Origin of the sequence: Klebsiella sp. CN_Kp106 (assembly GCF_040064575.1) — a bacterium.
GTDB lineage: Bacteria > Pseudomonadota > Gammaproteobacteria > Enterobacterales > Enterobacteriaceae > Klebsiella > Klebsiella michiganensis.
The window spans coordinates 72,701-98,945 of the sequence record NZ_JBEAIG010000007.1 but is presented as its reverse complement, the minus strand read 5'-3'; the positions used below and the strand labels follow the sequence as shown (position 1 = coordinate 98,945).

The window sequence follows — 26,245 nt, the reverse complement described above, 5'->3', positions numbered from 1 at the left end:
ATTCGGATTCGTACAGCGACTCGGATTCTGACAGCGACTCGGATTCGGACAGCGACTCGGACTCTGACAGCGACTCGGATTCTGATAGTGATTCCGACAGCGACTCCGACTCTGACAGCGACTCGGATTCTGATAGTGATTCCGACTCCGACAGCGACTCGGATTCCGACAGCGATATCGAGGCCATCCCCGATAGCAACAGCCCGGACGTTGTCGCGCTGGAAGGTAACCTGAACAACGTCAGCGGTACCAGCGGTCAACTGGTTGGCCTGACGTTACTCAGCACCGTCGATGTCTCGCTGCTGTCGGGCAATAATCTGCGCTTTAGCGTGGGTTCCGGAACCGTTGAGGATATGACGGTATCGGTGAACGGCAACTCGCTGCTGACGGCGAGCGGATTGCTGACCACTATCGTCAACCTGCTGGGAGCAGGAAATACCCTGACGGCCGATCTGTCGGTGGTGAATACGGCCACCGGCGAAGTCGTGGCGATTGCGGAAAACAGCGTCTCTATCTCGGCGAGCCTGCTTGGCGGGCTCTCCTATAACGGCACGGTCTCCTTCGCCAATCTGCCGGCGGGCGACTACACCATGGTTATCTCTGCGCCGGAAAGTAACGGCCCCCTGGTATCGTTGATCAACGCGCTGGCGGCGGCCCAGGTGGCAAGCTTCGTCAACGTGGACGTGACGGATTCCGTTGGCTACAGCGTCGGCGCCATTGAAGGTAACGTGCTGGATACCACAGCCAGCGGCGATATGCAGGATAGCGGTCAGGGCATCTCGGTCACCAGCGCGGTATCTGACTCCGTCGACGGATCGACCCCGGTTAACGTGACCAGCGCTGGCGTCAATATCACCGGGGCTTATGGGGTACTGACGATTCACTCTGATGGCAGCTATAGCTACCAGTTGACCAAAGGCGGGGCCGCTATCGGTCAATCGGATGTCTTTAGCTATACCATTACCGATGAAGCGGGCAATACCTCGACGACTAACCTGACGATTAATATCGGCGGCAACATCGAACCGGCGCAGGCCAATCCGGATGCTCAGGAAACAGATCTGACCGCGACGTTCGATACCCTCAACGGAGAAAGCGGTACCGTTGGCCAACTTGTCGGCGTCTCGTTACTTGGTTCCGTCAACGTTGGCTTACTCAACGGCAATAGTTTTGACTTTGACGTCGCCGCGGGGGCAAACGAAAAAGTGCTGCTCGCTGTCTCTGGGACCACCGGCCTGAGCCTGGGCGCGGCCCTGAGCACGTTGCTGAGCCTGCTGGGTGGCGCATCGTCCTTTACGGCGGATCTCTCTATCGTCGATAAGGCGACCGGCGAAGTGGTGCAGGTTCTGACCAACGCCGTCAACATTAATGTTAATGGACTGGGTCTCAGCCTGGGCTATAGCGGCGGCGGCTGGTCCTCAATGTTACCTTCAGGGTCGTACACGGCGGTGGTCTCTTCACCGAATACCGGCGGTCTGTTGGGCGCGCTGCTGGACCTGAACCTGGGCACCTTTGTCAACGTGTCGGTCACCGACTCTGAGGGCTATCACACCGACAGCCTGACGGGGAACGTCCTGCAAAGCGATGGCGACGGCGATGTGGCGGACACCGGGGTAAATATTAAGGTGACGAGCGTCACCGCCACCTCGGTGACCGACGCCGATCCGGTATCGGTCACCAGCAGCGGAACGACGATAGCCGGTGCCTGGGGATCGCTGACCATCCATAGCGACGGTAGCTATACCTATCAGCCGTACGGCGGAGTGAATAGCGTCGGCCAATCGGAGGTCTTTACCTACACCATAACCGACAGTCTGGGCCACACGGCGAGCACGACGCTGACGATCGATATCGACAGCCCGGCTTCGCTGGCGGTGAATGATGTCGTTGCGCTGAACGTGGCAACGGCGCTGGCAACGGTGAATGTTCCGGCGATTGACACCGCGGGGCTGAACACAAGCGGTAAGTCGACAACGGGCGGAGTATCAGCGAGTAAGTCGATTAGCTTTAGCGTGGGGGCCGATCGCGAAATGGATACCCTCTCGGTGAATGTGAACTACACCGCAAGTGGCTCGGTGGTCAATACCGTCAGGATTGACAGCACGGTCAGTATTTATCATGTGCTCGGCGACGGCAGTAAGGTTCTGGTGTGGCAGGGGGTACCGACAGAAAATCTGACCACGATTATCGGCGCAACAGCTAGCGCTACGGATACGCTAACGCTAACGGGTGTGGCATTGAGCGAAGGAAATTACGAGATGGTCCTGGCTTCGAAAGCCACCGCCACTCTGGATTCTTTCTTAACGCCAGCGCCGAATTATACGGTTGGAGCTTCTATCACCGGTACAACGTTCGATACCGCAACGCATTATACGGTGGCAGGAACCAACGTCAGCGGGAATATCCAGAACGGAAACAACTCGGGCGGTACGGAAGATTTCCATGGCGTGCTGTATGCCTCATACACCGTCGCCGGACATACTTCCTCTGGCAGTGCCGAATCCTGGACCTTCAACAGTAATGGCAGTATCACCACCAGCAACGGTAGCGCAGTAACCGGAAGCAGCGTCACAATTTACGGTGACTATGGCACCCTGACGATGGCGAATAATGGTTCTTATACCTACAGTCTGAAGGCAGGGATGGATGTGTCGACAATCAGGCACAAGGAGGTCTTCGCCTACACGGTAAACGACAGCAATGGCGTTTCTTCCGCGGCGACGCTGACCATCGATCTGCATCCGCAGATTACCGGCAGCGTGAACGGCGACGATATCCACAGCACCGCTTATGACGATACCTTCACCCTGGGTATCGGGGCCGACACGGTGGTTTACAACCTGCTGGCCGATGACAATACCGGCGGCAACGGCAGCGATACCTGGAAGGATTTCTCGGTTGCGCAAGGGGATCATATCGATGTGTCGGCGCTGCTGGTTGACTGGGATGGGAACAGCAGCAGTCTGGGCAACTATGTGACCCTGAGCTACGTTGGCAATAACACGGTGGTATCCATCGACCGCGACGGCGGGGCCGGTGACCATCAATCAACAACCTTAATTACGCTGGAAGGGGTGCATATCAATTCGCTCAACGAGCTGCTTGATACAAATAACTCCAACTAATCGGCGTTATAGCGAACGGCACACGGAAGTGCCGTCCAGATTATTTATTGCGGAGGAATGAATCGGGCAGCGATCCGGGAGATAGCAGACCGTTATTTAATAAAAATAATGATGCGGAAATTATTATATCCGTTTTTTCAGTGCGTGAATTCTGAAGGGTAAATTTGATGCGTCTATTTAAACAAAAAAGGAATGTCATAACCTGCGGCTATACCGCTCTCTTTATTGCTTTGAATCCGCCGTTTTCAGGTCATGCGGAAAATTCATACTTGATGCCGAATGATATTAGCAGCCAGCGTTTAACCGATAGCCAACAGGTCGCGGGGTACAATGAAGAGATTATTAATAGCCAGACCCGAATATCCGGCCCGCTGGATATTAAAAAAGCGGTAAAAAATGCGGTCAACTGGCATCCGGCGATTACCCAGGAGGTCAGCAAACTCCAGGAAATGGCGCAGAAAGTTGACGTGGCGAAAGCCAAATATTACCCGCAAATTAGTGCGGGTATGAATAATGGTTATAGTAATACTTATTCTGATGCCGGATATACGCCATCGCTGGTCGTCTCGGTATCGCAAATGCTTTACGACTTCGGCAAAGTGTCCAGTTCGGTCAGAGCCGCCGACTCCGGCGTGGCCCAGCAGCAGGCCACCGTCATGCTGAATATCGACCAGGTCGCTCACGACACCGCCGCGGCGGTAGTGCAGGTGCAGGGCTATCAAAAGCTGGTCGACATCGCTAAAGCGCAGGTCGATTCGCTTAAACAGATTGGCGATCTTATTCGCCAGCGCAACGATGCGGGGGCGTCATCATTATCGGACGTTGTGCAGACCGATACCCGCGTGGAGGGCGCGCAATCTACGCTCCTGCAATATCAGGCGGCCCTTCAGCGCTGGAAAGCCACGCTCGCGACCTATATCGGCATCGGCGGCATTGCCACGGTGACGGATGACCTTCCGCAGGGGATGGACGCCGCCTGCGCGGTATCCAAAATCGATTACCGCTCTGTTCCGGCGGTATTAGCGGCGCTGGCCCAGGCCGGCCAGGCTCAGGCTCAGCTGGATAACGCCAACGCGCAAATGCTGCCGACGATTTCCCTTGAGCCGGAAGTCACCCATTACCTCAACGATAACTACGCCAACAGCGCGGTACTGAATAAAACGCAATACTCCGCCTGGGTGAAAGTGCAAATGCCCATCTATCAGGGCGGTGCGATGACCGCCTCCCGCGACGCCGCCCAGCAAAGTCTGGCGGCGGCGAATGCGGCGATCAAAACCGCCCAGCTGGACGCCAGCCAGAAGCTGAACGCCTCTCGCGATGAAGCGGTTAATCTTGCCCAGTCGCTGGGGATTCAGAAACGTCAGCAGCAGCTGGGTGAGCAAACCCGGGCGCTGTATCAGGATCAGTATCTTCAGCTCGGCTCGCGGCCGCTGCTGGATCTGCTCAACGTCGATCAGGAAATTTACCAGGCCAGATTTAGCCAGGTCCTGACGGAATCACAACTGCGTTCGCTGGAGCTGGACTGCCTGTTCAGCACCGGCAAGATGCGCTCGGTGTTCGCGCTGGAAAAACAAAATATCCAGGGCGTGGAGATCCGCCCATGACCTCACAAAACGAACGCGCCGGGATACCGCATTTGCTCGATTGGTCTAATGCGATTGCTTTTATTGCCAACCACTATCGACAAAGCTTTTCTCCCGGCACGCTGCATGCCGCCGCCGAGTGGGCGACGCAGAAAACCCTGCCGGAGGCGCTCCGGCACCTGGCGCGCCACGCCGGGCTAAACTGCCAGTTTTTATCTCCGGGCGATGAGAAAATGTCGGCCTGGCGGCTACCGCTGGTCGTCCAGCTGCGCGACGGGCAAGTCGCCGTGCTCGAAAGCTTTGACGTTAATAACGCCGTCGGGGTGCGGTTTGTGAAGGAGCTCGCGCTGCTCAGCTACTGCCCGCTGGAAACCCTGCTGCCGGAAATTGAAAAGACCATTGCGTTTCGCCCGTCAGCGCCGGAAAGGGATATTCGCACCGAGAGCTACCTGGCCCGCTTTCAGCCGGACTGGCTGCGCAAAATTGTGCTGAAAGATATTCGCCCCTACCTGCACGTGATGCTGGCGTCTTTTGCCATAAACGTTCTTGCGCTGAGCGGTATTCTGTTTTCGATGCAGGTTTACGATCGGGTGATCCCGGCGCAGTCTTATCCCACTCTGTATGTCCTGTTCAGCGGCGTATTGCTGGCGGCGGTATTTGCTTTTGTGCTGAAAATTATGCGCGGGCACGTCACGGATCTGCTCGGCAAACGCGGGGATATTCGCGTTTCTGACCGGGTCTTCGGCCACGCGCTGCGCCTGAAAAACAGCGCGGTACCGCGCTCGACGGGGAGCTTTATTTCGCAAATCCGCGAGCTGGAGCAGGTGCGCGAAATGATGACCTCAACGATGATGACCATCGTGGCGGATTTACCGTTCTTTTTGCTGTTTCAGGTGGTGCTGTTTATCGTCTCGCCGTGGCTAAGCTGGATTGCGCCGGTGGCGACGATTCTGATGATCCTGCCCGGCCTGCTGCTGCAGCGCAAGCTCGCGGCGCTGGCCAATAAAAACCAGCATGAAAATACCTTGCGTAACGCCATTCTGGTGGAAAGCATTCAGGGGTTGCAGGACATCAAAATGATGCAGGCGGAAAGCCGCTTTTTGCATCAGTGGAATAGCTATATTGCCATTACCGCCGAGTCGGGGGTCAAAACGCGCAGGCTCACCCACGGCCTGGTCAGCTGGGGAATGTCGGTGCAAAACCTGCTCTATGCCACGGTGGTGGTGGTCGGCGCGCCGCTGGTGATTAATGGCGACATCACCACCGGGGCGATGGTGGCGGCATCAATGCTCTCGACCCGCATGGTGGCGCCGATGACCGCGCTGTGCGGCGTACTCGCTCGCTGGCAGCAGGTGAAAACGGCGAAGGCCAGCCTCGATAATCTGATGGCGCTGCCGGTCGAAGGGGGGCAGGACGAAACCCGGGTTCACCGCGCCGTGCTGCACGGCAACTACGAGTTCCGGCAGGCGGAATTCCGCTACGGCCTTAACGATGCCGCGATCCCGCTGCGTATCAACCAGTTATCCATTAAAGCCGGCGAGAGAATCGCCATCCTTGGGCGAATCGGCGCCGGTAAATCGACCCTGCTGCAGGCGATGATGGGCAACGTCGAGCTGGTTTCGGGCGAGCTGCGGCTGGATGATTTAAGCCTGCCGCAGATCGACCTCGCGGATATTCGCCGTAACGCCACCTTGCTGACCCAGGAGGCGCGGCTGTTCCACGGCACCCTGCGTGAGAACCTGATCCTCGGGCGACCGGCGGCGACGGATGATGAAATCTTCTCGGTGCTTACCCTGTGCGGCGCGCTGGAGTTTGTGCGCAAACTGCCCCTCGGTCTTGAACACGTCATTATGGAAGGCGGGCTGGGGCTTTCAGGCGGCCAGCGGCAGTCGCTGCTGCTGGCCAGGACGCTGCTGCGCGATCCGAACATTATCCTGCTCGATGAACCGACCTCGTTTTTCGACGAGCGAACGGAAAAGGCCTTTGTGGAACAGCTGGCGCAGTGGGCCGGCGATCGAACGATGATCATCGCCACGCATAAAGCGGCGGTGCTTAATATCGTCGACCGGATCCTGGTTATCCAGGACGGGCAGCTGGCGCTGGATAAACCCAAAGCAACGGTTTTTGAGCAAGAGAAAGCCCGCGGCCAGGTGGTGAATATATGAATAAAATCCCCCTGATGGCCGATCACGACCCGGTGGCGCTGCTGCCGGATAGCGAAGAAGACGAGGCGAAAATTGTTAAATCGCGGCGGCTGATTCTCCTGCTGGCCATTATGCTGCTGGTGGGCGGCGTCTGGGCATGGTTCGCGGTACTGGACGAAGTCTCAACCGGTACCGGAAAAGTGATCCCCAGCTCGCGGGAGCAGGTGATACAAACCCTCGACGGCGGTATTTTAACCGAGCTGAACGTACGGGAAGGCAGCAAGGTACAAGCCGGACAGGTTGTGGCGCGCCTCGATCCCACCCGCAGCGAATCTAACGTCGGCGAAAGCCAGGCGAAATATCGCGCCTCGCTGGCGGCGAGCATTCGCTTAACCGCCGAGGTGAACAATCAGCCGCTGGCGTTTCCCGACTCCCTGAAAGCCTGGCCCGCGCTGCTGGCGGAGGAGACGCGTCTGTACCATAGCCGCAAAGAGCAACTGAGCAAATCGACGCGCCAGCTGGATGAGTCGTTAAAACTGGTGAATAGCGAACTGGCTATCACCGAAAGGCTGGCGAAAACCGGGGCGGCGAGCAATGTCGAAGTGCTGCGTCTTCGCCAGCAGGTCGCGGATATTAGTTTTAAAAAGATCGATCTCAATACCCGCTATTTTGTTGACGCGCGTGAACAGCTGTCAAAAGCCAATGCCGACGTGGCCAGCCTGGCGGAAGTGATAAAGGGGCGCGCCGATTCGGTCACGCGCTTAACCGTCCGTTCGCCGGTGCAGGGGATCGTTAAAAATATTAAGGTCAATACGATTGGTGGGGTTATTGCGCCCAACGGCGAGCTGATGGAAATTGTTCCGGTCGATGGCCGGTTATTAATCGAAGCGCGGATTTCACCTCGTGATATCGCTTTTATTCATCCTGACCAGCAGGCGCTGGTGAAAATTACCGCCTATGATTATGCCATCTATGGCGCGCTGAACGGCGTGGTGGAAACCATATCGCCGGATACCACTCAGGATGAAGCTAAACCGGATGTTTACTACTATCGGGTGTTTATTCGCACTGACTATGATTACCTGGAAAATAAAAGCGGCAAGCGTTTTTTAATTGGCCCGGGAATGATTGCCACCGTTGATATTAAGACCGGCGAAAAAACGGTCATGGATTATCTGGTCAAACCGTTTAATCGGGCAAAAGAAGCCTTAAGGGAACGTTAATCAACGGGCGAGCTTCTTATCGGCTACGGGCCATCGCCGTTTGCGGTCCGCCAGCCCGGACAAGACGCGTTGAGCGCCGCCTCCGGGGAGTGTGCCGGGACGAGCCATCGGCGCAATATCTAAAATGGGTTTGTTTGCAGTCTCTGATAATAATTTTTAAACATTCAACGCATTCTTGAATAAACGGAGAGGGGAAGATGGCGCTAAGTGATTTACTGCAACAAGCCTGCTTTCAGGCGAAAAAATTAAAATCCACCGTATTGCCCTCTGACTATCCGGCATGGGTAATCTTCTTTAGCGTCAGCGATGGCCAATCACGCGCGCATATGCATATTTCTCGCGGTACCAGCTTCGATCTCGCGTGGCTGGCGGGGGCCAGGGCGCTGCAGGAGTGGCGTAAAAAACAGGACAGCGAACCGCAGTGGCTGCGGGTTGACGTCGTGGACAGCGTGGAAAAGCTCAGCTGGCAATCCCTCAATGAAAAATTCATGGTCACCAAGCGTAACTATTTTCGCTTTGGCCTCGCGTTTGACCCGCAGTTTAATTGCGCAATGCTCGAGCAGGAAATTGCCGGCAACGCGCTGCTCTACGATGGTGATAACGGCGTCGTGGCGCCGAATAGCGTCAATCTGGAAAACTACGCCCGGCGGCGGTTTAAACAGACGCTTAGCTGGCCGCAGGATCCGCAGCAGCCGCTCTGGCGCTTTAAAACGCAGGGGATCTTCTGCGATCGTTTTGGGTCAAAAGTGATGGAGCAGAGCGGGCGAGGTTCCGGCTATCGCGTTATCGGGGAAAACTGGCAGGACGAGTGCCTCGCCGAGGTGATTAAAAAAGGCACCGATTATCTGGCCCGTCAGGTAAAGCAAGACGGCCTCTACCATTACGGCTGGTTTCCCTGTTTCGACCGCCCGGTTCGATCCTATAACGCGCTGCGCCACGCCAGCTCCACCTATTCGCTGATTGAGGGCTGGGAAGCGACCCGTCAGCCGTCGGTTCGTCAGGCGATAGACCGCGCGATTGCGTACCTGGTTAACACGCTGATTGAAGTACGGACGCTGGACGATGGCCGCGAGGCGGCGTTTCTCTGCGACGTGGGCGATGAGATCAAGCTCGGCGGTAACGCGGTAAGTATCCTGGCGCTGGTGAAATACACCGAAACGACCGGAGACCGGCAATATCTGCCGCTGATGGCGCAGCTGGCGACCGGCATTGCCTTTATGCAGGATCCGCTCAGCGGCCAGTTTGTTCACGTATTGAATAGCCACGATCTGTCGCTGAAAGCCAAATTCCGCATCATTTATTACGATGGCGAAGCGGCTTTTGCCCTTATGCGCCTGTACGGCCTGACCAAAGCGCCGCAGTGGCTGGAGATGGTGGAAAAAGCCTTCGCCTATTTCATTAAAAATAAGCACTGGCAGCACCATGACCACTGGCTGAGCTACTGCGTTAATGAGTTAACCCGCTTTCGCCCGGAAGAGAAGTACTTTCGCTTTGGCCTGAACAACGTGCACGATCATCTTGATTTTGTGCTGCATCGCGTCACCACCTATCCCACGCTGCTGGAATTAATGATGGCGGCGTCTGAGATGGTGACCCGTCTGGACGCTTCTCCCGAGCATCGCCATCTGCTGGCGGATTTTGACCAGCAGAAGTTCTGGCAGGCGCTGGAAGTTCGGGCGCGCTATTTGCTGAACGGCTTCTTCTGGCCTGAGCTGGCGATGTTTTTTAAAAATCCCGCACGGATCGTCAACAGCTTCTTTATTCGCCACCACAGCTACCGCGTGCGTATCGATGACGTCGAGCACTACCTTTCCGGCTTTATCGCCTATCAGAAATACCATTTAGCGGCAAAAAAGCCGCTGCTCCCGCAGGACGACGCGCCGCCGTCGAATAACGCGATCCCCATTTTTCTGCTGGAGACGCTGCGCGACGTCGGCAACGGTATTGAGGTGGCGGCCATGCGGCGGGCGAAGCTCTTTACCGAACATTTGCGCACCGTGCCCTGGATAGTTACCGCGACGTGGAATCCCGAATTGTCCAGAGCGGTGCGGGCGCTGAAAGCACGCGGCGCGCTGCCCGAAGAGGTGCCGGTTTATAACCTCTATGAGTGGCTCAGCGATTGCTTTGAGATGAACGCGATCGCTGCGCTGGCGCCGCTGGTGGGCAATATCGAGCTCAGGCATGCCGTCAATCCCGGCGCGGATGTCGCGGTGGGTAAACACAACTTCCTGCTGCGTCCGCAGGGGAGAATCATCGAAGACTACATTGATAGCGCCGGCAATATTCTGCTGCGCAAAAGCTTTGACGAGAAAAAGGGCAACGTGCAGCTAAGCCATCTTGAAATTGCCCTGGCGGGCGGTGAAGTCAAACGCTTTGCTCAGGAAGAGGCGTTTTATGCGTGGATGCTGGAAACCCGGCTGGCGGAAAAAGGGCGCTGGCATTTTATCGTCGATAAAAATAAAACGTGGAAAAGCTTCGTCTGCTCGCGGCCCGCACAGCGCATGGCGTGTACGCTGAGCGCGATTATTCACTCCCATCATCAGCTGTCTAACGGCGCGCTGAAAAGCTCCTACCGGCATATCCTCGAACAGCCGGAGCTTGTCGATCGGCTGATTGTCCTCACCGATGAGCAGTGGCAGGACCTGCAGCTGGAGGGTTTCCCGGCCGCGCGGATGGCGGTGATCCCCAATCATCTCGATAACGGCAATATTCCGGCGAACCCGCAGAAAGCGCCGTCGCAGACGGTCATTTATCTGGCGCGCTACTCGGAAGAGAAGCAGCATGCCTTGCTGCTGAACGCCTTTCGTAAAGTGCTGACGGCGATCCCCGATGCGCAGCTGCACACCTACGGGGTCGGTCCGCTGCGGCGCAGCTTAAGCGCGCGGGTGGCGGAGTGGGGGCTGGAGAAGGCGATCCATATCAACGGCTTCACCTCCGACATCGCGCAGGCGCATAAAACGGCCTGCTGCGCGGTACTTTGTTCGACTCAGGAGGGGCAGTCTCTCTCCGCCGTGGAGGCGATGGCCTACGGTACGCCGCTGATTAGCTTTGCCATTAAGTACGGCCCGCGCGACATCCTGCAGGACAGGGAGGCGGGGATTCTGGTGCCCTGCGGCGATGAGGAGGCCCTGGCGGCGGCGCTGATCGCCGTTATCTCCGACAAGTCGCTGCAGCAAAGTATGCAGCAGGCCGCGCTGCGCAACGCCCAGCGCTACTACGGCAGCGCTATCGCCGGACGCTGGGCGGCATGGCTGCAGACAAGCGAGCGTCAGCTGGATGCCGGCGCGGAGCGCGGAAACGGCCTGGAAAAAAAGCGTCCTCGGGTGGTTAACGTTGGCTAACCGTCAGCGCCTTTTTTATTCCCGCGGCCCTCAGGCGTGGCGATGAGGCGAGTCATCGCGCTCCTGCTGGCATCCTGCTGCTGTTCGCCGCTGCTGGCGCGCGATGTGGTGCAGGTTTCCCGCTGCGTTCCCGGCTCTTTGCTTCATGCGCATCGCCTGGAAAAAGCGCACGTCGTGGATGACTTTCATATTTACTACAGCCTGCAGGGTAGGGACGCCCTGCAATATCCGCAGGATAGTACCGGCGACGGCGTGCCGGATGTCGTGAAAGACATTGCGAGCCAGCTCCAGGCTGCGAAATATCTCTACACCTCGCTGCTGGGCCTGCGCTCGCCGCTGCAGCAGAAAATTTATCGCCAGGCCCGACAGATCAACATCTACCTGCTGACGCTCCCCAAAGGTCACGGCCTGGCCTTCGATCGGGTGGCGGCAGAAACCACGGGTGACGGAACGGCGCTGCCCTGCGGCTTAAAAATTGTCCTTAACGCCGCGCTGTGGCCGGCGCGCAACATTACGCCAGCGCATGAATTATTCCATTTGTATCAATACGGCTACGGGGTTTTTAAACAGAAATGGTACCTGGAAGGTATGGCGCGCTGGATGGAAAATGCCTTCAGACCCGCGCAGGAAAGAGTCGTGCCTTCACCCGGGGAGGTTACCTGCGAGAGCAACGTTTCTCGCGGCTATAGCGCGGCCACCTTTTGGGCCAGCTATGCGCAGCAGGCGTTTGCCGCCACGCTAGTGCCGGATAACGCGCTGGCGTATCGCTATGTCGACGGCAGCCCGGTGTTTCAAACCCGGACGGTGCCCGGCGGCGCGATGCTGGCGCCTTTTTTTCAGCAGCTTGCGCTCAGCAGCCGGCGCATTTCTGGTGAAATGAAGCTGCCCAATATCCGCTGGAGTGAACAGCAGCAGCGCGACGGGCGGTTCAGTCGCCTGATTTGCCAGGCGTTAGCCGCGACGGCGCAGAATAAAAAATAAGCGGTATGCATACTCATTCTGCTGGCTGCGCGGGCCCGGATTTTGAATAAAGCCTGTTCATCTTTTCCGGCAGATCAATAATATCCGTCAGGATGCCGCGCGATAAATGGATATAGCCGTCACTCTTCAGCTTCGATAATACCCGCATGATGCCGCTGCGGGACAAAAAAGAGTGGTCCATAATATAATTCACAGCAGTGATGTTATTCTTAATTGCATTTGGTTCATCAATAAGTTCGAGCAGATGGGTACGTATAATTTCGTATGCGGAGAGTTGTGATATCGTCATGCAATGGGCATAGACTTTGGCCGAACTATAATCCTGCAGCATCGCCAGCGATTGCCAGAGATGATATTTGACGACCTGCTCATGAAAAAAACGTTGTGGAATCAAAAGCAAGCGCGATGTTTCTTTCGTTTTAACATACAGGTGGCGGGTATATGCCAGCTGGCAGCTGGCGCCAAAAATAAACGGTGCGCTTTCAGCATTAAGGATCATCCCATCGCTTATGCGGTTTAACGCCACGCTCCCGTCGAATAAAATGAGGCACTGTCTTTCACCATTCCGCGTCAGGCTGATGTTGCGTTTTTTGCTAATGGTGCAGGGCGTATGCTCTTTAGCGATTATCTCAATCAATTTTTCAATATGATCGGTGGGCTTCACGACTTTGCTTAAAATTTCATCGCGGAGCAGCGAGTGATTATTCCTCTTCATTGTTACCCTTTTAAAACAATGAGTTGAAAATATTATTGAATGGATATTGTACGCGTCTAATAATCAATAATATGCTTTCTGTTGGCAACTTATCGAACATTGCCAGGATTATTTTCCTGCTATAAATTACGATTTGTAATCTAAAACCTGTAATTCATATTAGTCAATATAAATTGATTTTTTTTATTGTTTTTTTTAAGCCAGGTAGATCTTTTTTTGCGGCTGGTCTTTTTGCGCAAAAAGTCACGTTATTGCGCGTGAGGAATTTCTCGCTTCGTTTTTGATTTTTTAACGCGGCGATAAGCGGAGTGAGTCAGATAGGTATATGTGTTTATTAAATAAAAAAGCGCGGCGTTTATTTTTTATCCTATTTGCCGCATACGCGGCGGCAAGGAGGAGATGAAAATAGCCAACGGGGTTTTAAACCTGGCGGTATCCAGGCGTAAAACCCACAAATGACTAGTTGCGCAATCGAGGCGCCTGCAGCTGCTGGCGAATGGTTCTGGCCAGTTCGTCCAGCGACGGCTGTTCAGGATGTTCGTCGCTGGGCTCGCTGCTCAGCTGCGCTTCTGCGAGATAAGTGTGAATCGGCTGGCCATCATCGTCTTCCATCACCACATGATACCAGGGCGCAAGGCGCAGTTCGTCATTAGCGGCGATTTCATCCTCTTCCGGCTCCGTGAGCGAGTACTCGGGATCGACATCGACGATCACGCCCAGGTAGCCCAAAAGCGTGTGGCGAACTTGTTGGCCGATACCGAATTTGCTGGCTATCATAAGCACCTCCTGGGAGACATGATTACCTGCTATATGCGGGCCGATTCTCCACTTTTCAAGTTACATGATGCGGCAAGCAAACCCTTTCAGATACAGTCCTTCGGGGTAGGTTGCTATCACCGGGTGGTCGGCAGCCTGGCGGAACTGTTCTATAAATTGTACATCACGTCCGGCATCCAGGGCGGCATCGGCAATGATTTTCTGAAATAAATCGGTGGTCATCAGGCCGGAGCAGGAGAAGGTCAGCAGGACGCCGCCGGGATTCAGGAGCTGAATCGCCAGCATGTTGATGTCCTTATAGCCGCGGCAGGCGCCCATCAGCTGGCTTTTGTTTTCAACAAACTTCGGTGGATCCATCACAATCACGTCAAACTTTTCGCCGGCGTCGCGATATTTCCGCAGCAGCTTGAAGACGTCGTCGCGGATGAACTCCGCTTTAGACAGATCCAGCTTGTTCAGCTCAACGTTCTGCTTTGCGACGTCCAGCGCCTCCTGCGAGGTGTCAACGCTGACAACCTGACGGCAGCCGCCCATCAGCGCGGAGATGGCAAAACCGCCGGTATAGGAGAAGCAGTTCAGCACGCGCTTATCGGCGACGTAGCGACGGGTCGCCAGGCGGCTGTCGCGCTGGTCAAGGTAATAGCCGGTTTTGTGGCCGCCCTGAATATCTACCAGCAGCTGCATACCGTGCTCGGTAATCGGCAGCAGGGCAGGCGGCAGTTCGCCGACAACCGGCCCCTGCGCCAGCTCCAGCCCCTCTTTTTTACGCACCGCGACGTCGCTACGATCGTAGATAGCGCAGTTCGGAAACAGCGTTTGCAGCGCGCTGACAATCGACGCCCGCTGGTATTCGGCACCGGCGCTCAGCAGCTGCAGTACAAAAAAGTCGCCAAAACGATCGATGGTCACGCCCGGCAGGCCGTCGGACTCACCGGCTATCAGGCGATAGCTATCGAGCCCGTCGCGGGCCGCCAGCCACTCGCGCCAGGTTTGCGCCTGCTGCAGGCGACGTTCGAAAAAGGCGTTATCAATGGCTTCATTGCGATCGAAGCTCCAGACGCGGGCGCGGATCTGTGAAGACGGCGAATAGGCGCCGCGGGCCAGCCATTTTCCCTGCGAATCAACGATATCGATGGTCTCACCTGAACGGGCTTTACCTTCCATCCGGGCGACGGCGCCGGAGAAGATCCAAGGATGGCGACGCAGCAGGGATTTCTCGCGTCCTTTGGTTAACACTAAGCGGGGGAAAATGGAGTCTGTCATGGGGCTACCTTTAAGCAACGGGAATGTCGGCACCGAAAAAATGGCGCGTAGGTTAGCACAAGTGGCTGAGGCAAGCACCATTCCACCGGTATCGACAAGTGAGCGTTTCGGCACAAAACGCAGGCGCTTTGGCACAATAAAAAACATGCCGGGATCTTACAGTATTTCCTCACCTTACGGAGGAAAATACGATGAAAACAGGATTGAAGGTCGCAGCCGCGATGATGGTTATTATGAGCGGGACGGTGATTGCCGCGCCGTTTAGCGTCAGCAGCGCGGATATGCGCGACGGCCAGACGCTGGCGCAGACGCACTGGTTTGGCGGTTTTGGCTGCACCGGCGGCAATATTTCACCGCAGATCGCCTGGAAAAATGCTCCGGCGGGTACCCGCAGTTTCGCGGTGACCGCTTACGATCCGGATGCGCCGACCGGGAGCGGCTGGTGGCACTGGACGGTGGTGAATATTGCCCAACAGGTGACTGGCTTAGCCGCTGGCGCCGGAGACAAAAATAACGCTAAACTGCCCGCCGGGGCGATACAGGGGCGCAATGACTTTGGCTATGCGGGTTTTGGCGGCGCGTGTCCGCCCGCCGGAGATAAACCGCATCGCTACCGCTTTACGGTATGGGCGCTTGATACCCCGACGTTGCCCATTGATGGCGAGGCCAGCGGGGCGTTAGTCGGATTTATGTTACACAGCCACGCTATCGCCAGCGCGCAGTTAACGGCGCTGGCCGGAAGATAATAAAAAGGGCGGCATGATGCGGAACATCCATTTTCACCATAACGCGTTAACGGCGGCGGAAATCACTACCCGTCGTTTATGCAAACTGCACCGCGTCACGCTGTTCTCGCCCGCGATCTGCCGGGTAAACCGCGGCAGTAAGGTCATTGTGCAGGGCGCCAGCGAGATGCTGGCAACGCCGCAGCAGCTGATTATTTTGCCCGCCGAGGTTGAGCTCGAGGTGATTAATCAGCCGGAAAACGGGCTGTTTTGCTCCGACCTGCTCTCTCTCACGCCGGAACTGCTGGCGGATTTTAAGCATCGCTATATGAGCGAGCCGCAGACCGGTCGTCTGACGTCGCTTTGCGCGCCGCTGGCGCCGGAAATGTCGTTTATGTGGCAAAGCGTCCTGCGGGCGGTACGGGAGGGGCTCAGCGCCGAGCTGCAGCACCATCAGGCGATGGGATTGCTGCTGGCGCTGTATCAGGCTGGCTACGCCGGGCCGCTGCTCAACGAGCGGCGCGAGGACATAACCGGTCAGGTCAGGCAAATTATTATGCTGTCGCCTGCCGAAGCGTGGAGCGTGGCGAAAGTGGCTAAAATGCTCTTTCTTGGCGAATCGACGCTGCGCCGTCGTTTGCAGCAGGAGTCCCGGAGCTTCCGCCAGATCGTGGAAGAGGTCCGTATGGCCTACGCGCTGGGGCAATTACAGTCGACGTCGCGACCCATTGGCGACATTGCGCAAAGCAGCGGCTACCTGTCAGGCTCGCGCTTTAGCGCCCGTTTTCGTCAGCACTATGGATTATTACCTAAGCATGTACGTTGACGGAATTTGCTATCCTCTGTATTGAGTCATTGGCCGAAAAGGGGGGAACATGGCAACGGTTTGCACGATGGCGTGGGTATACGGCTCCGTTCAGGGCGTCGGGTTTCGCTATTCGACCCAGCGCGAGGCGCTGCAGCTGGGATTAACGGGATACGCGCGCAATCTCGACGACGGCGGCGTGGAGGTTCTGGCCTGCGGAGAACCGGACCAGGTGGAGAAACTTATTGCCTGGCTGAAGGCCGGTGGGCCGCGCAGCGCGCGGGTGGACAGGGTTCTGACCGAGCCCCATCAGCCCACCAGAGAGTGGCAGAAATTCGCCATTTTGTATTAGATGCATTTAACCGGTTTAGGCAGTCCGGCGATTTTTGTCGCCTGCTTAGCCGGGCCTTTCGGGAACAGGCGGTAGAGATAGCGGCTGTTGCCTTTCTCTTCGCCAAACTTGTTCGCCATGGCCTTCACCAGCATACGAATCGCCGGTGAGGTGTTAAATTCCAGATAAAAGTCGCGCACAAAGCGCACCACTTCCCAATGCTCAACGGACAGGCTGATGCCCTCCTGTTCAGCGATAACGGCCGCCATCGCTTCGTTCCACAGGGTTGTGTCCTTTAGATAGCCTTCGCTATCGGTCTCTATTTCATTGCCTTCAAAGATAAACATGATTCTTCACATACCGCTGAAAATGGCGGCAGTGTAGCAAAAAATAAGGCCCCGCATAAGCGGGGCCTGAGTACAGACGGGGAGAGGATTAGTCTCTGCTGGCGAAGCCAAGGATGCTCAGCAGGCTGACGAAGATGTTGTACAGCGAGACGTACAGGCTAACGGTCGCGCGGATGTAGTTGGTTTCACCGCCGCGGATGATGTTGCTGGTCTCAAACAGAATGGCGCCTGAAGAGATCAGGATAAACACCGCGCTAATCGCCAGATGCAGAGCCGGCAGCTGCAGGAAAATGTTGGCAACCATACCGATAAGCACGACCACCACGCCCGCCATCAGCATTCCGCCGAGGAAGGACATATCTTTACGGGTGGTCAGCACGTAGGCCGAGCAGCAGAAGAACACCAGCGCGGTACCGCCCAGCGCCAGGCCAATCAGATCGCCCATACCCGCAGACAGGTAGGCGTTAAGCATTGGCCCCAGGATGTAGCCCAGAAAACCGGTAAAGGCGAACGCGGAAATGATACCCGTTGGCTTATTCGCGGTTTTATAGGTCAGGAACATCAGGCCGTACATACCGACCAGCGTCAGAATCAGACCCGGAGAAGGCAGCATCAGCACCGTGCTGGCCGTCGCCGTAATAGCGGAAAATGCCAGCGTCAGGCTAAGCAGGAAATAGGTGTTCCGCAGAACTTTGTGCGTGCTAAGTAGCGATGAACGGTCTCGCGACGATGTAATTATACGATCCATGAGTCACTCTCTTATGACAGATGTAATTAATAACGAAGCATAAAAAAAACAGGGCCTAAGCCCTAATGCTTTTACCCATCTTTACTCAAAGTCAGCGGGCTGAATGCAGCACATTATTCCAGGAAAATCGGGATAAGTGGCATTTTTATTTGTTCGCCTTCCGGAGTCAGATCGAAATCTGATAACTCACTGAAAAATATTGCGTTATAGCCATTCTGCGACTAACTCTGGAGAGGGTACTCACGAAGCGTAACAAAGGCAAGGGATATGAAAACACAAAAATATAATCACATCACACGCGTACTGGTGGCCGTCGGTCTGTTCTCCATGGTCATCCCGGCGCTGGCCGCTCAGGTACCGCCGGGAACGGCGTTGGCCGAAAAGCAAGAACTGGTCAGAAATAACGGCAGCGAACCGTCGTCGCTGGATCCGCATAAAGTGGAAAGCGACGTTGAAAACAACATTATCAGCGATCTTTTTGAAGGGCTGGTCAGCGTATCGCCAACAGGAGAGATTGAGCCCCGGCTGGCGGAGAAGTGGGAGAATAAGGACAACACCGTCTGGACGTTCCACCTGCGTCCCGGGGTGACCTGGTCCGACGGTACGGCGATCACGGCGCAGGATATTGTCTGGAGCTGGCAGCGTCTGGTGTCGCCGCTCACGGCGTCGCCTTACGCGAGCTATCCCGGCAATATGCATATCGTCAACGGGGCAGAGATAGCGCAGGGCAAAAAAGCGCCCGAGACGCTGGGCGTCAAGGCGCTGGATGATGCCACCTTCGAGGTGACCTTAACTCAGCCGAATGCGGCGTTTTTGGCGATGTTGGCGCACCCGTCTCTGGTTCCGCTCGATAAAGTGCTGATATCGCGCTACGGCGACAAATGGACCAAACCGGAGCATATCGTAACCAGCGGGCCCTATAAGCTGTCGCAGTGGGTGGTGAATGAGCGCATTGTGGCCGAGCGCAATCCGCGCTACTGGGATAACGCGCATACGGTCATCAATAAGGTGACCTACCTGCCGATAAGTTCTGAAACCGCCGACGTCAACCGCTATAAGGCGGGAGAGATCGACATCGTGTATACGGTGCCGATTAATCAGTTTGCCCAGCTCAAAAAAACCATGGGCGATCAGCTGGATGTTTCGCCGCAGCTGGCCACCTACTATTACGAATTCAACACCACCCGGCCGCCGTTTAACGACCCCCGCGTACGACGGGCGCTCAATATGGCTCTCGATAAAGACATTATCGCGGAGAAGGTGCTGGGGCAGGGGCAGCGTCCGGCCTGGCTTATCAGCCAGCCTGACATCGGCGGGGTAAAGCTGCACAATCCAGAGTACGCCAGCTGGCCACGCGATAAGCGTATCGCCGAGGCGAAAAAGCTATTAAGCGAAGCCGGGTATAATGAGACCCATCCGCTGGTCTTTAATCTGCTCTATAACACGTCCGAATCTCACCAGCGAATTGCCATCGCCGCCAGCTCAATGTGGAAAAAGAACCTTGGCGTTGAGGCGAAGCTGCAAAACCAGGAGTGGAAGACCATGCTCGACGCCATGCATACGCATAATTTTGACGCCGTGCGCTACGCGTGGATAGCCGACTATGACGACGCCGCGACGTTTCTCAATAACTTCCGCACCGGCGACAGTGAAAATACCAGCCAGTACAGCAACCCGGCCTACGATGAGGCGCTGCGCAATGCGGCAAAAGCCTCTGACACGACGGCACGGGGCAAGTTCTACCAGCAGGCGGAGGATCTGTTAGGTCAGGATGTCCCGGCCATTCCGGTCTATCACTACGTGCGCACCCATCTGGTCAAGCCATGGGTAGGGGGATTTACGCCGGATAAGCTGGGGTATTACTACACCAAAGATATGTACATCAAAAAACATTAACGCGAAGAGGGCGGTTTGCGCTGAAAATCTGCGCAAACTGCCTGAATTTCAGACGAATAACGCGTTTTTGTTTAATTTTAAGGCAGTTGAATAAATTGGTGCTTTACAGCCTGAACAGAGGTGTTTATAGTGCGCCTCATTGGAAGCGTGGCCGAGCGGTTGAAGGCACCGGTCTTGAAAACCGGCGACCCGAAAGGGTTCTAGAGTTCGAATCTCTACGCTTCCGCCAAATTCTAAATAAAATCAATAGCTTGAAGAATGATTTTGATTTTATGGTACATAGAGTGATGTAAAAAAGCCCGTTTATACGGGCTTTTTTACATCTAAAGTCCGTCCTTTGCTCAATAAATATCCTTTCAGTAGCAATGCCCCCTTTTCAGGTAAGAGGCATTACTGTAAGTCGATACCTATGGTAAAGATACTTTGTTATTAGTGCCCATCAATATGCTACTTTGTGATGGTAAAAATTCCCCTTTATTTTCATCTCTTCCTTGTAATAATATTTTTGCATCATCTTTATTATAGTCACGAACGGCTTTAGCTGATAACTCACCGATAATAGTGTCAGATGAGCGTAGCCGGTTAATAATGAGAACACAGTTTGTGTCATTAAAGTCGGACATCATGTTTTGATCTCCTTCGCTATCGCCAGCAACTAATATTGGTCCTGTATTTTTGTAATGTTGTTGTATAAATTTCTTTATAGTTTCGGTTTTACCTTTACCTTGCGTCTGGGGATAGTATGGATCGAGGCTGTGAGTCAATCTACCTTCTTTATCATATAAGGGATGCATTGCATAGACATGAGACTCAGGAACAGAAAAACCATATTTTTCTGTAGTAACGATGCTTTTTATCACATCTAAAGCAGAAGCGGAAATGACATAAACATCAACACCTGCCTGCTGTAGGTTTTTATATAATGTCTGCATTTCTGGGATCAGCCTGAATCCATTTTTCCATGTTACTGATACGATACCAGCTCGGCCTGCCATATCTGCTGGGCTTACCCATGTCACCTTTCCGATAGGCTGGTTATTTTGCCACTCAATAGTATCGTGCACTAAATCAGCTACTTCTTTTTTGGACATGCCAGAAAAGAGATACGTCACCCATGGATAAGATACCTCATGGTCGAATGACCCACCGATTGCATCATATAAATATCTCATTTTCACTATAAAATTCATATAATTGGAATTTTTTTTAATTTCATCAAGCGTTTTATTACCCGCAAATCCGCTGTAATTATTGTATAGCCATGTGTAGCTATCAATAATGTCTTGACCAATGAGGTTTATATTAACCGGTTGATGATTTTTATTATTATAATCCGAGTTAAAGTTTGAAGGCGGTATATCTTTGTAAATTATCTCTTTCAATATCTCAGGTTTCATCGAAAATTTAAGGTTTTCTAGTTGATAGATAAGCGTTGCCTCTTCGATATCCAGAAAAGCTGTTGTGTTGTCAAAATCAAAAACAGCATATAAAGAATGCGCAGGCTTCTGCTTTGCTTCTTGAATGAGTCTGTCAATTTTTCTTGAGTTGAACTCGTCCCAATTGCCGATAACTATTTGCTTTTGTTGGGGAATCGCAGTTTCTAAATTTTGTGACACTTGATTTGTGTTACTGGCACTGGCCGTTGTTCCATATACTCCAAAAAATACGGATAGTAGTGCATATATTATTGTCATTTTCATGATTAATTCCTTTTTTAGGGTGCATTACCATCTGTAGCAAAAAGTAAAAGCCAGCTATATCAAAAATTGGCACCCTGATCATGAATGTGATGGTTATCATATTTTATGAATATATGAAAATGGTGAGGGAGTAAGCCAGAATTATCTACAGAGAAATGTTTAGTATGACAAGGTAGCAGGTCAAAAACAGTTCGAACTATCTCCGAGTGTTATTTTAATGTCACTTATCTATCTACGGCTAGTCCTGATGGTTCTTTTGCTTTCTTCGGCATCGTGCAAGCCGGTCATACAAACCCCGAGCTCTTTAATCGCTCGGGGTTTTTTCTTATGTGCCGCTATTCTGTATGCCATTCGGTTGAGTAACCCGCTCTGGCCGTTTGAAGCTGACAGGTGCGGTTCCCCTCGCAAAGTCCCCCTCATGCGCTGTTGAGGGGGGCGGGCTCAGAAGATATTGATGCTGTAGCCGACGATAAACTTCACGTCGTTACGATCGGTTTTATAGTTGCTGTCTGTCGCCCGGAAGAGCGCCGGGAGCAGGGTAAAGGAGAGGCCTTTCGCCATGCCGTCCGCCACCTGATAGCGAGCGGAAAGATCGAACGACACCATGCTCCCGTCGTACTTTCTCGTCGAACCGGTTTTACTGACATCGCTAACCACGTGCCAGCCGTAGGTTCCGGCACCGGCCAGGGTTAACTCCGGTAGATTAAGATCGGCAAAGTTATAACTCACGCCAAAACGAACCGCGCGGGCGCCGGAAACGTTAAAGTCTTCCAGCTGCGACAGCGTCGGCTGATAATCACGCTTATCGGAGTTCGCCCACGGGGTTAAGCGGAAGTTGTAATCTCCGGTGTTCGGGGCGTAGTTCTGACTATAGCCAAGGGACCACACGGTGTTGTCGTGGCTCAGGTTAAAACCAACCCCCACATAATATTCCGTTGCAGGATCTTTAATTTTCGACAGATCTTCAATGTAGCGCGCGCCCTGGTAGAAGAGCTTACTCTGCAGGGAGACATCCTTTGTCAACGTATCGTGACGCTCTACCTGTGCCTGCCAGTTGCGACGGTAGCCTTTACCTTCGCCATAGCCCACGTCAAGCACGGTACTGCCAAAGTTATAGACTGCGCCCACCGTGTGAATGTAATCGATGATTGCACCGGCTTTAATGGTTTTGCCGTTGTCATCGAGTCCGGCGGCGTTGTTCTGGTGCCAGGCCGTAGTCATCGGTTTAAAATCACGGCTCCAGTCGTTCTTGAAGCGGTCGGCCCAGGCGTAGGTCAGCCTCAGTTTGTCGAGGGTCAGGGCACTGTCAAACCCGCGAAAAGCGTGAGGGTTGAGGCCCCAGCTGCTTTTTACGGTACCGGAGTTAATGGGGGTATAGCCCGCGGCCAGCTTGAAGTTGGTGCCTGCATCGCCAAGGTTGAGCTTGAGTGCGGCAACCGACACGCTCATGTAGGACTTCTCGCACGGGCTGAACTTGCCCGGCTCGCCGCAATCGTAGTCGTAGTAAAGGATCTCCGACTGACCGACGGTATGCCCGAGCTTAATGTTGGCGTTGCCCCAGAAATCAAAGCCAATAACGTCCTGGTAATAGCCTGAAATATAGCTAATTGCCACGTTACCGGTCTGGTTCTGGATCCCGGCTGGACCCAGTCCGTATTTACCGGTCGCGGGGTCTTTTACAGCACGATGACGAATATATAGTGAGGTATTGAGATTTAATTTGCCTTCATCATAAAACGCTTTCTCAAACTGAGAAGGCGCTTCATAATCCGTTTCTTCTTCCGCAAAGGCATCTGCGGCAATAAAAAGAAACAGCGGTGTACACAGAGAAACTCTGAGTCTATGACTTGTCATTATTATATACCTTATAAAACCATGTATTATAGGGCGAGGGGATGTACTGCTTATTTAAAACTCGTGTTATTTATGAGCTCCGGGATTTGCGCACCGTATTTTTCGAGAAGATATTCATTATGTTTTGCGGAATTCGCAATGTTACCGCTCAAAAATACCGGCAGAGATTTATTTTCACTCCCCAGGTTCGCTATGATTTCCGCGAACAGGGTGTGCATAATAAACAGCCCGGTCATTGAGGAAACCGGCGCGAACGGCGTTGCATGCTCCGTAAGGGAAAGCACCGCATCACCGATGGGCACCTGGTTATCAATGGCGACATCCACGCAGTCCCGCAGCTTAAGGCCAGCCTTGTGCTTCGACGGTTGGGTCTCGGCATACAGAAAGCTGGTCAGCGCCAGGGTAAATGCCCCGTGCTGTTTTGCCCAGAGCGCTGCATCGACCGGAGCGGGGTTAATCCCGGAAGTTGAGATAACAATCAGCGCATCTTTACTGGTGATCGAGAATCTCTCCAGGTGCTCAGCAATATAGTCATTCTGTTTTTCATAATATGATGAGGCCGCCGCCCCCTGATGTAACATTAAAGGTTCGATAAATATTGGCCGAACCGGGGCGATTCCTCCGGCACGATAAAATACATCTTCAGCGAAAATATGTGAGTGGCCGCAGCCGAAAATATAAATTACACCTCCCTGGTTAATGATTTTTGCCAGTTCCACGGCGGTGGAAGTGATTTTATGGCTTTGCTGTTGAGTAATGTCGTTAAGTTTTTTCTGGACGATATCTAAATAGCTCTGAATCATTGTCATAACCAGTATCCTGACCATTGTGGTTGGTAGACTCGGTATAACGCTTCCATATAGAAGTAATCTCCCCAGAGATTACATTCATCGATGCCTTTACCGAGGGCATAGGCGTAAACACCATGTTTAAGTAAGCCTTCGCAGACATCATCATCGCGGGCAGACGCGCCGCGCATTAATGCCAGCAGACACTGACGCGCCAGTTTCTGGTAACCGGCATCCGGAAAGTGCTTATGCGCTTCCAGCAGGCCGCAGACCGCAATCGCCAGCGCGGAGCTGTCTTTCGGGGCGTCCGGATCTGCAGCCAGCAGCAGATCCCAGGCGGGAACGCCGTCCTCCGGCAGGTAGCGGAAGAAATACTCGCAGGCCTGCTGCCACCGTTCGTAGTGGTCGGTTTCGCCGGTAGCCGACCAGTGAAGCGGGATGCCGAGAATGGCCCACGCCTGGCCGCGGGCCCAGCAGGAGTTATCGCTGTAGCCCTGAAAGGTTTTCCCGTGCGAAGGCGCACCGCTTGTCTGGTCAAAATAGAAGGTATGGAAAGTGGAGCCGTCTTCGCGAAAAATGTTGTTGATGACCGCCGCATAGTGGCGTTCAGCCACTTCCCGATAACGTGATTCACCGCTGATCTTTGCCGCCACGTGGAGCAGGGGAAGGTTAATCAATGAATCGATAATAAGCCGGTACTCCTGCGGGTCGTTAAGCGTCCCCCAGGCCTGGATAAAACCGGCGCTGGGGTGAAAACGGTTTACCAGCAGATCGGCCGCCGCCAGAATAAGCGGGGTTAGCGCTTCGCGCTCCGTCAGTTTCCAGTACGCGACTGCCGACAGGCTATAAAGGAAGCCGATATCGTGGTGATCGAGGACGTGGTGCGCCGCCAGGCGGGCTTTAAAACTCGCCACGTTGCGTTCAACGCCGTCCAGGTAGGCGCGATCGCCGCTGAACTCCCAGGCCATTGCCTGCATCCCGGTCCAGAATCCGTTGGTCCAGTCGTTATTCTCTTTCAGAACGTAGCGATTATGGATCGTGCAGGCTGAGGGGAATTTCTCGCCGTACAGACCCATGTTACGCGCGATGCGCCGCGCGCACGCCGTCAGCTCATCCCGACAGGCGTCGGGCGTGAGGGCAGGAAAGGGCAGCGGTGTGAGGCGATTCGACAGACTCTCTTTCATGATTTTTCCCTACAGCGTGAATACGCGCTCTTTGTACTGACTCATCAGCATGTCGTTGTATTCTTTACCGCCGGGCAGATTGATGCTGCGCATCACCGGCGGCGCGATACCTTGTTCCAGCAGCATCTCGATGCAGCGGATCACCACGTTATTGATGATGAAGGCCGCAGACAGCGAGGACACCGGACCGGTCATGATGTTGCCGTTATCCATACTTAGCGTGCAGTCACCGGACGGGCAGCCGTTATCGAGAATGACATCGGCATAGTCGCGAATGCTCTCGCTCGTTGGCGTCGACTCACCGGCGTAGCGGGTGATAACCACCAGCTTCAGCCCCCTCTCTTTGACATTGCGTGCCAGCTCAACGTGCAGCGGTTTAGTGCCGGAGTTGGAGATAATCACAAAGCAGTCTGACTCGCGCAGATCGAGCAGCCCGGAGAAGATGTCGCCAATCCCTTTCAGCGAATCAAACCAGCCGGTTGGCCCATAGAACTGGTCAATGGCTTTGGTATTGACCAGGCCGCCCGCACGACCGGCCAGCTCAACCGCCGCGGCAAACGAGTGGCCGGAGCCAAAGCCGTGAATAATGCCGTTGGCTTTGACGCACTCGGCAAACAGCGCCGCCGCCTGCTCAACTTCAGCGCTCTGAGTAAGAAACACCTGATTCAGCGTCGCTAAAACATGCTGATAATACTGCTGCTGATGTGGTGACATC

The 26,245-nt window shown here is 54.3% G+C and carries 20 protein-coding genes and 1 tRNA gene; 11 read left to right on the top strand and 10 right to left on the bottom strand.

Annotated features, from left to right (window positions below; genetic code table 11):
* The 6 genes from ABLU96_RS05680 to ABLU96_RS05655 form a co-directional block, all read left to right on the top strand.
* Positions 1 to 3,125: type I secretion C-terminal target domain-containing protein (locus ABLU96_RS05680; protein WP_348862372.1), on the top strand; the 3,125-nt coding region annotated here is incomplete at its 5' end.
* Between the two features lie 167 nt (positions 3,126 to 3,292).
* Positions 3,293 to 4,729, top strand: a complete 1,437-nt coding sequence (locus tag ABLU96_RS05675; RefSeq protein WP_014228671.1) for a TolC family outer membrane protein — start codon at positions 3,293 to 3,295, stop codon at positions 4,727 to 4,729.
* Positions 4,726 to 6,873 carry a type I secretion system permease/ATPase gene (locus tag ABLU96_RS05670; RefSeq protein ID WP_046877472.1) on the top strand — a complete coding sequence of 716 codons (2,148 nt, stop codon included), beginning with the start codon at positions 4,726 to 4,728 and terminating at the stop codon, positions 6,871 to 6,873. The genes ABLU96_RS05675 and ABLU96_RS05670 overlap by 4 nt, the downstream gene beginning before the upstream one ends.
* On the top strand, positions 6,870 to 8,075 hold the full coding sequence (locus ABLU96_RS05665; RefSeq protein WP_064405591.1) for an HlyD family efflux transporter periplasmic adaptor subunit: 1,206 nt from the start codon (positions 6,870 to 6,872) through the stop codon (positions 8,073 to 8,075). Before ABLU96_RS05670 ends, ABLU96_RS05665 begins: the two co-directional genes overlap by 4 nt.
* Positions 8,076 to 8,272: 197 nt before the next feature.
* A complete protein-coding gene (locus ABLU96_RS05660) occupies positions 8,273 to 11,416 on the top strand; it encodes a glycosyltransferase (RefSeq protein WP_064405589.1) in 3,144 nt (1,047 codons plus the stop codon).
* Between the two features lie 42 nt (positions 11,417 to 11,458).
* Entirely contained in the window at positions 11,459 to 12,397 is a 939-nt protein-coding gene (locus tag ABLU96_RS05655) for a hypothetical protein (RefSeq protein WP_064405587.1), read from the top strand.
* Positions 12,398 to 12,410: 13 nt separating this feature from the next.
* On the opposite strand, the gene ABLU96_RS05650 is transcribed toward ABLU96_RS05655, so the two are convergent.
* The 3 genes from ABLU96_RS05650 to rlmI form a co-directional block, all read right to left on the bottom strand.
* Positions 12,411 to 13,112 carry a helix-turn-helix domain-containing protein gene (locus ABLU96_RS05650; protein WP_032749730.1) on the bottom strand — a complete coding sequence of 234 codons (702 nt, stop codon included), beginning with the start codon at positions 13,110 to 13,112 and terminating at the stop codon, positions 12,411 to 12,413.
* A 459-nt stretch (positions 13,113 to 13,571) separates the two neighbouring features.
* Entirely contained in the window at positions 13,572 to 13,889 is a 318-nt protein-coding gene (gene hspQ / locus ABLU96_RS05645) for a heat shock protein HspQ (protein WP_009651933.1), read from the bottom strand.
* Between the two features lie 60 nt (positions 13,890 to 13,949).
* On the bottom strand, positions 13,950 to 15,152 hold the full coding sequence (rlmI, locus tag ABLU96_RS05640; RefSeq protein WP_009651924.1) for a 23S rRNA (cytosine(1962)-C(5))-methyltransferase RlmI: 1,203 nt from the start codon (positions 15,150 to 15,152) through the stop codon (positions 13,950 to 13,952).
* A gap of 191 nt (positions 15,153 to 15,343) precedes the next feature.
* Here rlmI and ABLU96_RS05635 point away from each other — a divergent pair, with 191 nt between their 5' ends.
* The 3 genes from ABLU96_RS05635 to yccX are packed head-to-tail and all read left to right on the top strand — an operon-like array spanning position 15,344 to position 17,034.
* Complete coding sequence (locus tag ABLU96_RS05635) at positions 15,344 to 15,898, top strand: YbhB/YbcL family Raf kinase inhibitor-like protein (RefSeq protein ID WP_014228676.1); 555 nt, start codon at positions 15,344 to 15,346, stop codon at positions 15,896 to 15,898.
* 16 nt (positions 15,899 to 15,914) lie between these two features.
* Positions 15,915 to 16,703, top strand: a complete 789-nt coding sequence (locus ABLU96_RS05630) for a helix-turn-helix domain-containing protein (RefSeq protein ID WP_014837988.1) — start codon at positions 15,915 to 15,917, stop codon at positions 16,701 to 16,703.
* Between the two features lie 49 nt (positions 16,704 to 16,752).
* Positions 16,753 to 17,034, top strand: coding sequence for an acylphosphatase (yccX, locus tag ABLU96_RS05625; RefSeq protein WP_004849561.1), 282 nt, complete (start codon positions 16,753 to 16,755; stop codon positions 17,032 to 17,034).
* On the opposite strand, the gene tusE is transcribed toward yccX, so the two are convergent.
* Complete coding sequence (tusE, locus tag ABLU96_RS05620) at positions 17,031 to 17,360, bottom strand: sulfurtransferase TusE (protein ID WP_004849563.1); 330 nt, start codon at positions 17,358 to 17,360, stop codon at positions 17,031 to 17,033. The two genes, yccX and tusE, sit on opposite strands and share 4 nt — an antisense overlap.
* A gap of 88 nt (positions 17,361 to 17,448) precedes the next feature.
* On the bottom strand, positions 17,449 to 18,108 hold the full coding sequence (gene yccA / locus ABLU96_RS05615; RefSeq protein WP_004100829.1) for an FtsH protease modulator YccA: 660 nt from the start codon (positions 18,106 to 18,108) through the stop codon (positions 17,449 to 17,451).
* Between the two features lie 267 nt (positions 18,109 to 18,375).
* Between yccA and ABLU96_RS05610 the strand changes: the two genes are divergently transcribed.
* Both ABLU96_RS05610 and ABLU96_RS05605 read left to right on the top strand, forming a co-directional pair.
* Entirely contained in the window at positions 18,376 to 20,004 is a 1,629-nt protein-coding gene (locus ABLU96_RS05610; protein WP_064405585.1) for an ABC transporter substrate-binding protein, read from the top strand.
* 141 nt (positions 20,005 to 20,145) lie between these two features.
* Positions 20,146 to 20,233 (top strand) — tRNA-Ser (locus tag ABLU96_RS05605).
* Positions 20,234 to 20,411: 178 nt separating this feature from the next.
* On the opposite strand, the gene ABLU96_RS05600 is transcribed toward ABLU96_RS05605, so the two are convergent.
* The 5 genes from ABLU96_RS05600 to ABLU96_RS05580 form a co-directional block, all read right to left on the bottom strand.
* Complete coding sequence (locus ABLU96_RS05600) at positions 20,412 to 21,704, bottom strand: haloacid dehalogenase-like hydrolase (protein WP_064407432.1); 1,293 nt, start codon at positions 21,702 to 21,704, stop codon at positions 20,412 to 20,414.
* Between the two features lie 441 nt (positions 21,705 to 22,145).
* Complete coding sequence (locus tag ABLU96_RS05595) at positions 22,146 to 23,558, bottom strand: OprD family outer membrane porin (protein ID WP_348862370.1); 1,413 nt, start codon at positions 23,556 to 23,558, stop codon at positions 22,146 to 22,148.
* A gap of 50 nt (positions 23,559 to 23,608) precedes the next feature.
* Positions 23,609 to 24,361: an SIS domain-containing protein gene (locus ABLU96_RS05590; protein ID WP_024359664.1), complete on the bottom strand. Its 753-nt coding sequence runs from the start codon at positions 24,359 to 24,361 to the stop codon at positions 23,609 to 23,611.
* 2 nt (positions 24,362 to 24,363) lie between these two features.
* Positions 24,364 to 25,530 carry a glycoside hydrolase family 88 protein gene (locus ABLU96_RS05585; protein ID WP_064405583.1) on the bottom strand — a complete coding sequence of 389 codons (1,167 nt, stop codon included), beginning with the start codon at positions 25,528 to 25,530 and terminating at the stop codon, positions 24,364 to 24,366.
* Between the two features lie 9 nt (positions 25,531 to 25,539).
* Positions 25,540 to 26,244 carry a sugar isomerase domain-containing protein gene (locus ABLU96_RS05580; protein ID WP_014837994.1) on the bottom strand — a complete coding sequence of 235 codons (705 nt, stop codon included), beginning with the start codon at positions 26,242 to 26,244 and terminating at the stop codon, positions 25,540 to 25,542.
* Position 26,245 lies beyond the last annotated feature (1 nt).

Coding starts and splice junctions, on each gene's coding strand:
- ABLU96_RS05660 (WP_064405589.1), top strand. CDS start 8,273: ATGGCGCTAAGTGATTTACTGCAACAAGCCTGCTTTCAGGCGAAAAAA.
- ABLU96_RS05600 (WP_064407432.1), bottom strand. CDS start 21,704: ATGAAAATGACAATAATATATGCACTACTATCCGTATTTTTTGGAGTA.
- ABLU96_RS05595 (WP_348862370.1), bottom strand. CDS start 23,558: ATGACAAGTCATAGACTCAGAGTTTCTCTGTGTACACCGCTGTTTCTT.
- ABLU96_RS05635 (WP_014228676.1), top strand. CDS start 15,344: ATGAAAACAGGATTGAAGGTCGCAGCCGCGATGATGGTTATTATGAGC.
- ABLU96_RS05580 (WP_014837994.1), bottom strand. CDS start 26,244: ATGTCACCACATCAGCAGCAGTATTATCAGCATGTTTTAGCGACGCTG.
- tusE (WP_004849563.1), bottom strand. CDS start 17,360: ATGTTTATCTTTGAAGGCAATGAAATAGAGACCGATAGCGAAGGCTAT.
- ABLU96_RS05665 (WP_064405591.1), top strand. CDS start 6,870: ATGAATAAAATCCCCCTGATGGCCGATCACGACCCGGTGGCGCTGCTG.
- ABLU96_RS05650 (WP_032749730.1), bottom strand. CDS start 13,112: ATGAAGAGGAATAATCACTCGCTGCTCCGCGATGAAATTTTAAGCAAA.
- hspQ (WP_009651933.1), bottom strand. CDS start 13,889: ATGATAGCCAGCAAATTCGGTATCGGCCAACAAGTTCGCCACACGCTT.
- rlmI (WP_009651924.1), bottom strand. CDS start 15,152: ATGACAGACTCCATTTTCCCCCGCTTAGTGTTAACCAAAGGACGCGAG.
- ABLU96_RS05590 (WP_024359664.1), bottom strand. CDS start 24,361: ATGATTCAGAGCTATTTAGATATCGTCCAGAAAAAACTTAACGACATT.
- yccX (WP_004849561.1), top strand. CDS start 16,753: ATGGCAACGGTTTGCACGATGGCGTGGGTATACGGCTCCGTTCAGGGC.
- ABLU96_RS05610 (WP_064405585.1), top strand. CDS start 18,376: ATGAAAACACAAAAATATAATCACATCACACGCGTACTGGTGGCCGTC.
- ABLU96_RS05585 (WP_064405583.1), bottom strand. CDS start 25,530: ATGAAAGAGAGTCTGTCGAATCGCCTCACACCGCTGCCCTTTCCTGCC.
- yccA (WP_004100829.1), bottom strand. CDS start 18,108: ATGGATCGTATAATTACATCGTCGCGAGACCGTTCATCGCTACTTAGC.
- ABLU96_RS05670 (WP_046877472.1), top strand. CDS start 4,726: ATGACCTCACAAAACGAACGCGCCGGGATACCGCATTTGCTCGATTGG.
- ABLU96_RS05675 (WP_014228671.1), top strand. CDS start 3,293: ATGCGTCTATTTAAACAAAAAAGGAATGTCATAACCTGCGGCTATACC.
- ABLU96_RS05655 (WP_064405587.1), top strand. CDS start 11,459: ATGAGGCGAGTCATCGCGCTCCTGCTGGCATCCTGCTGCTGTTCGCCG.
- ABLU96_RS05630 (WP_014837988.1), top strand. CDS start 15,915: ATGCGGAACATCCATTTTCACCATAACGCGTTAACGGCGGCGGAAATC.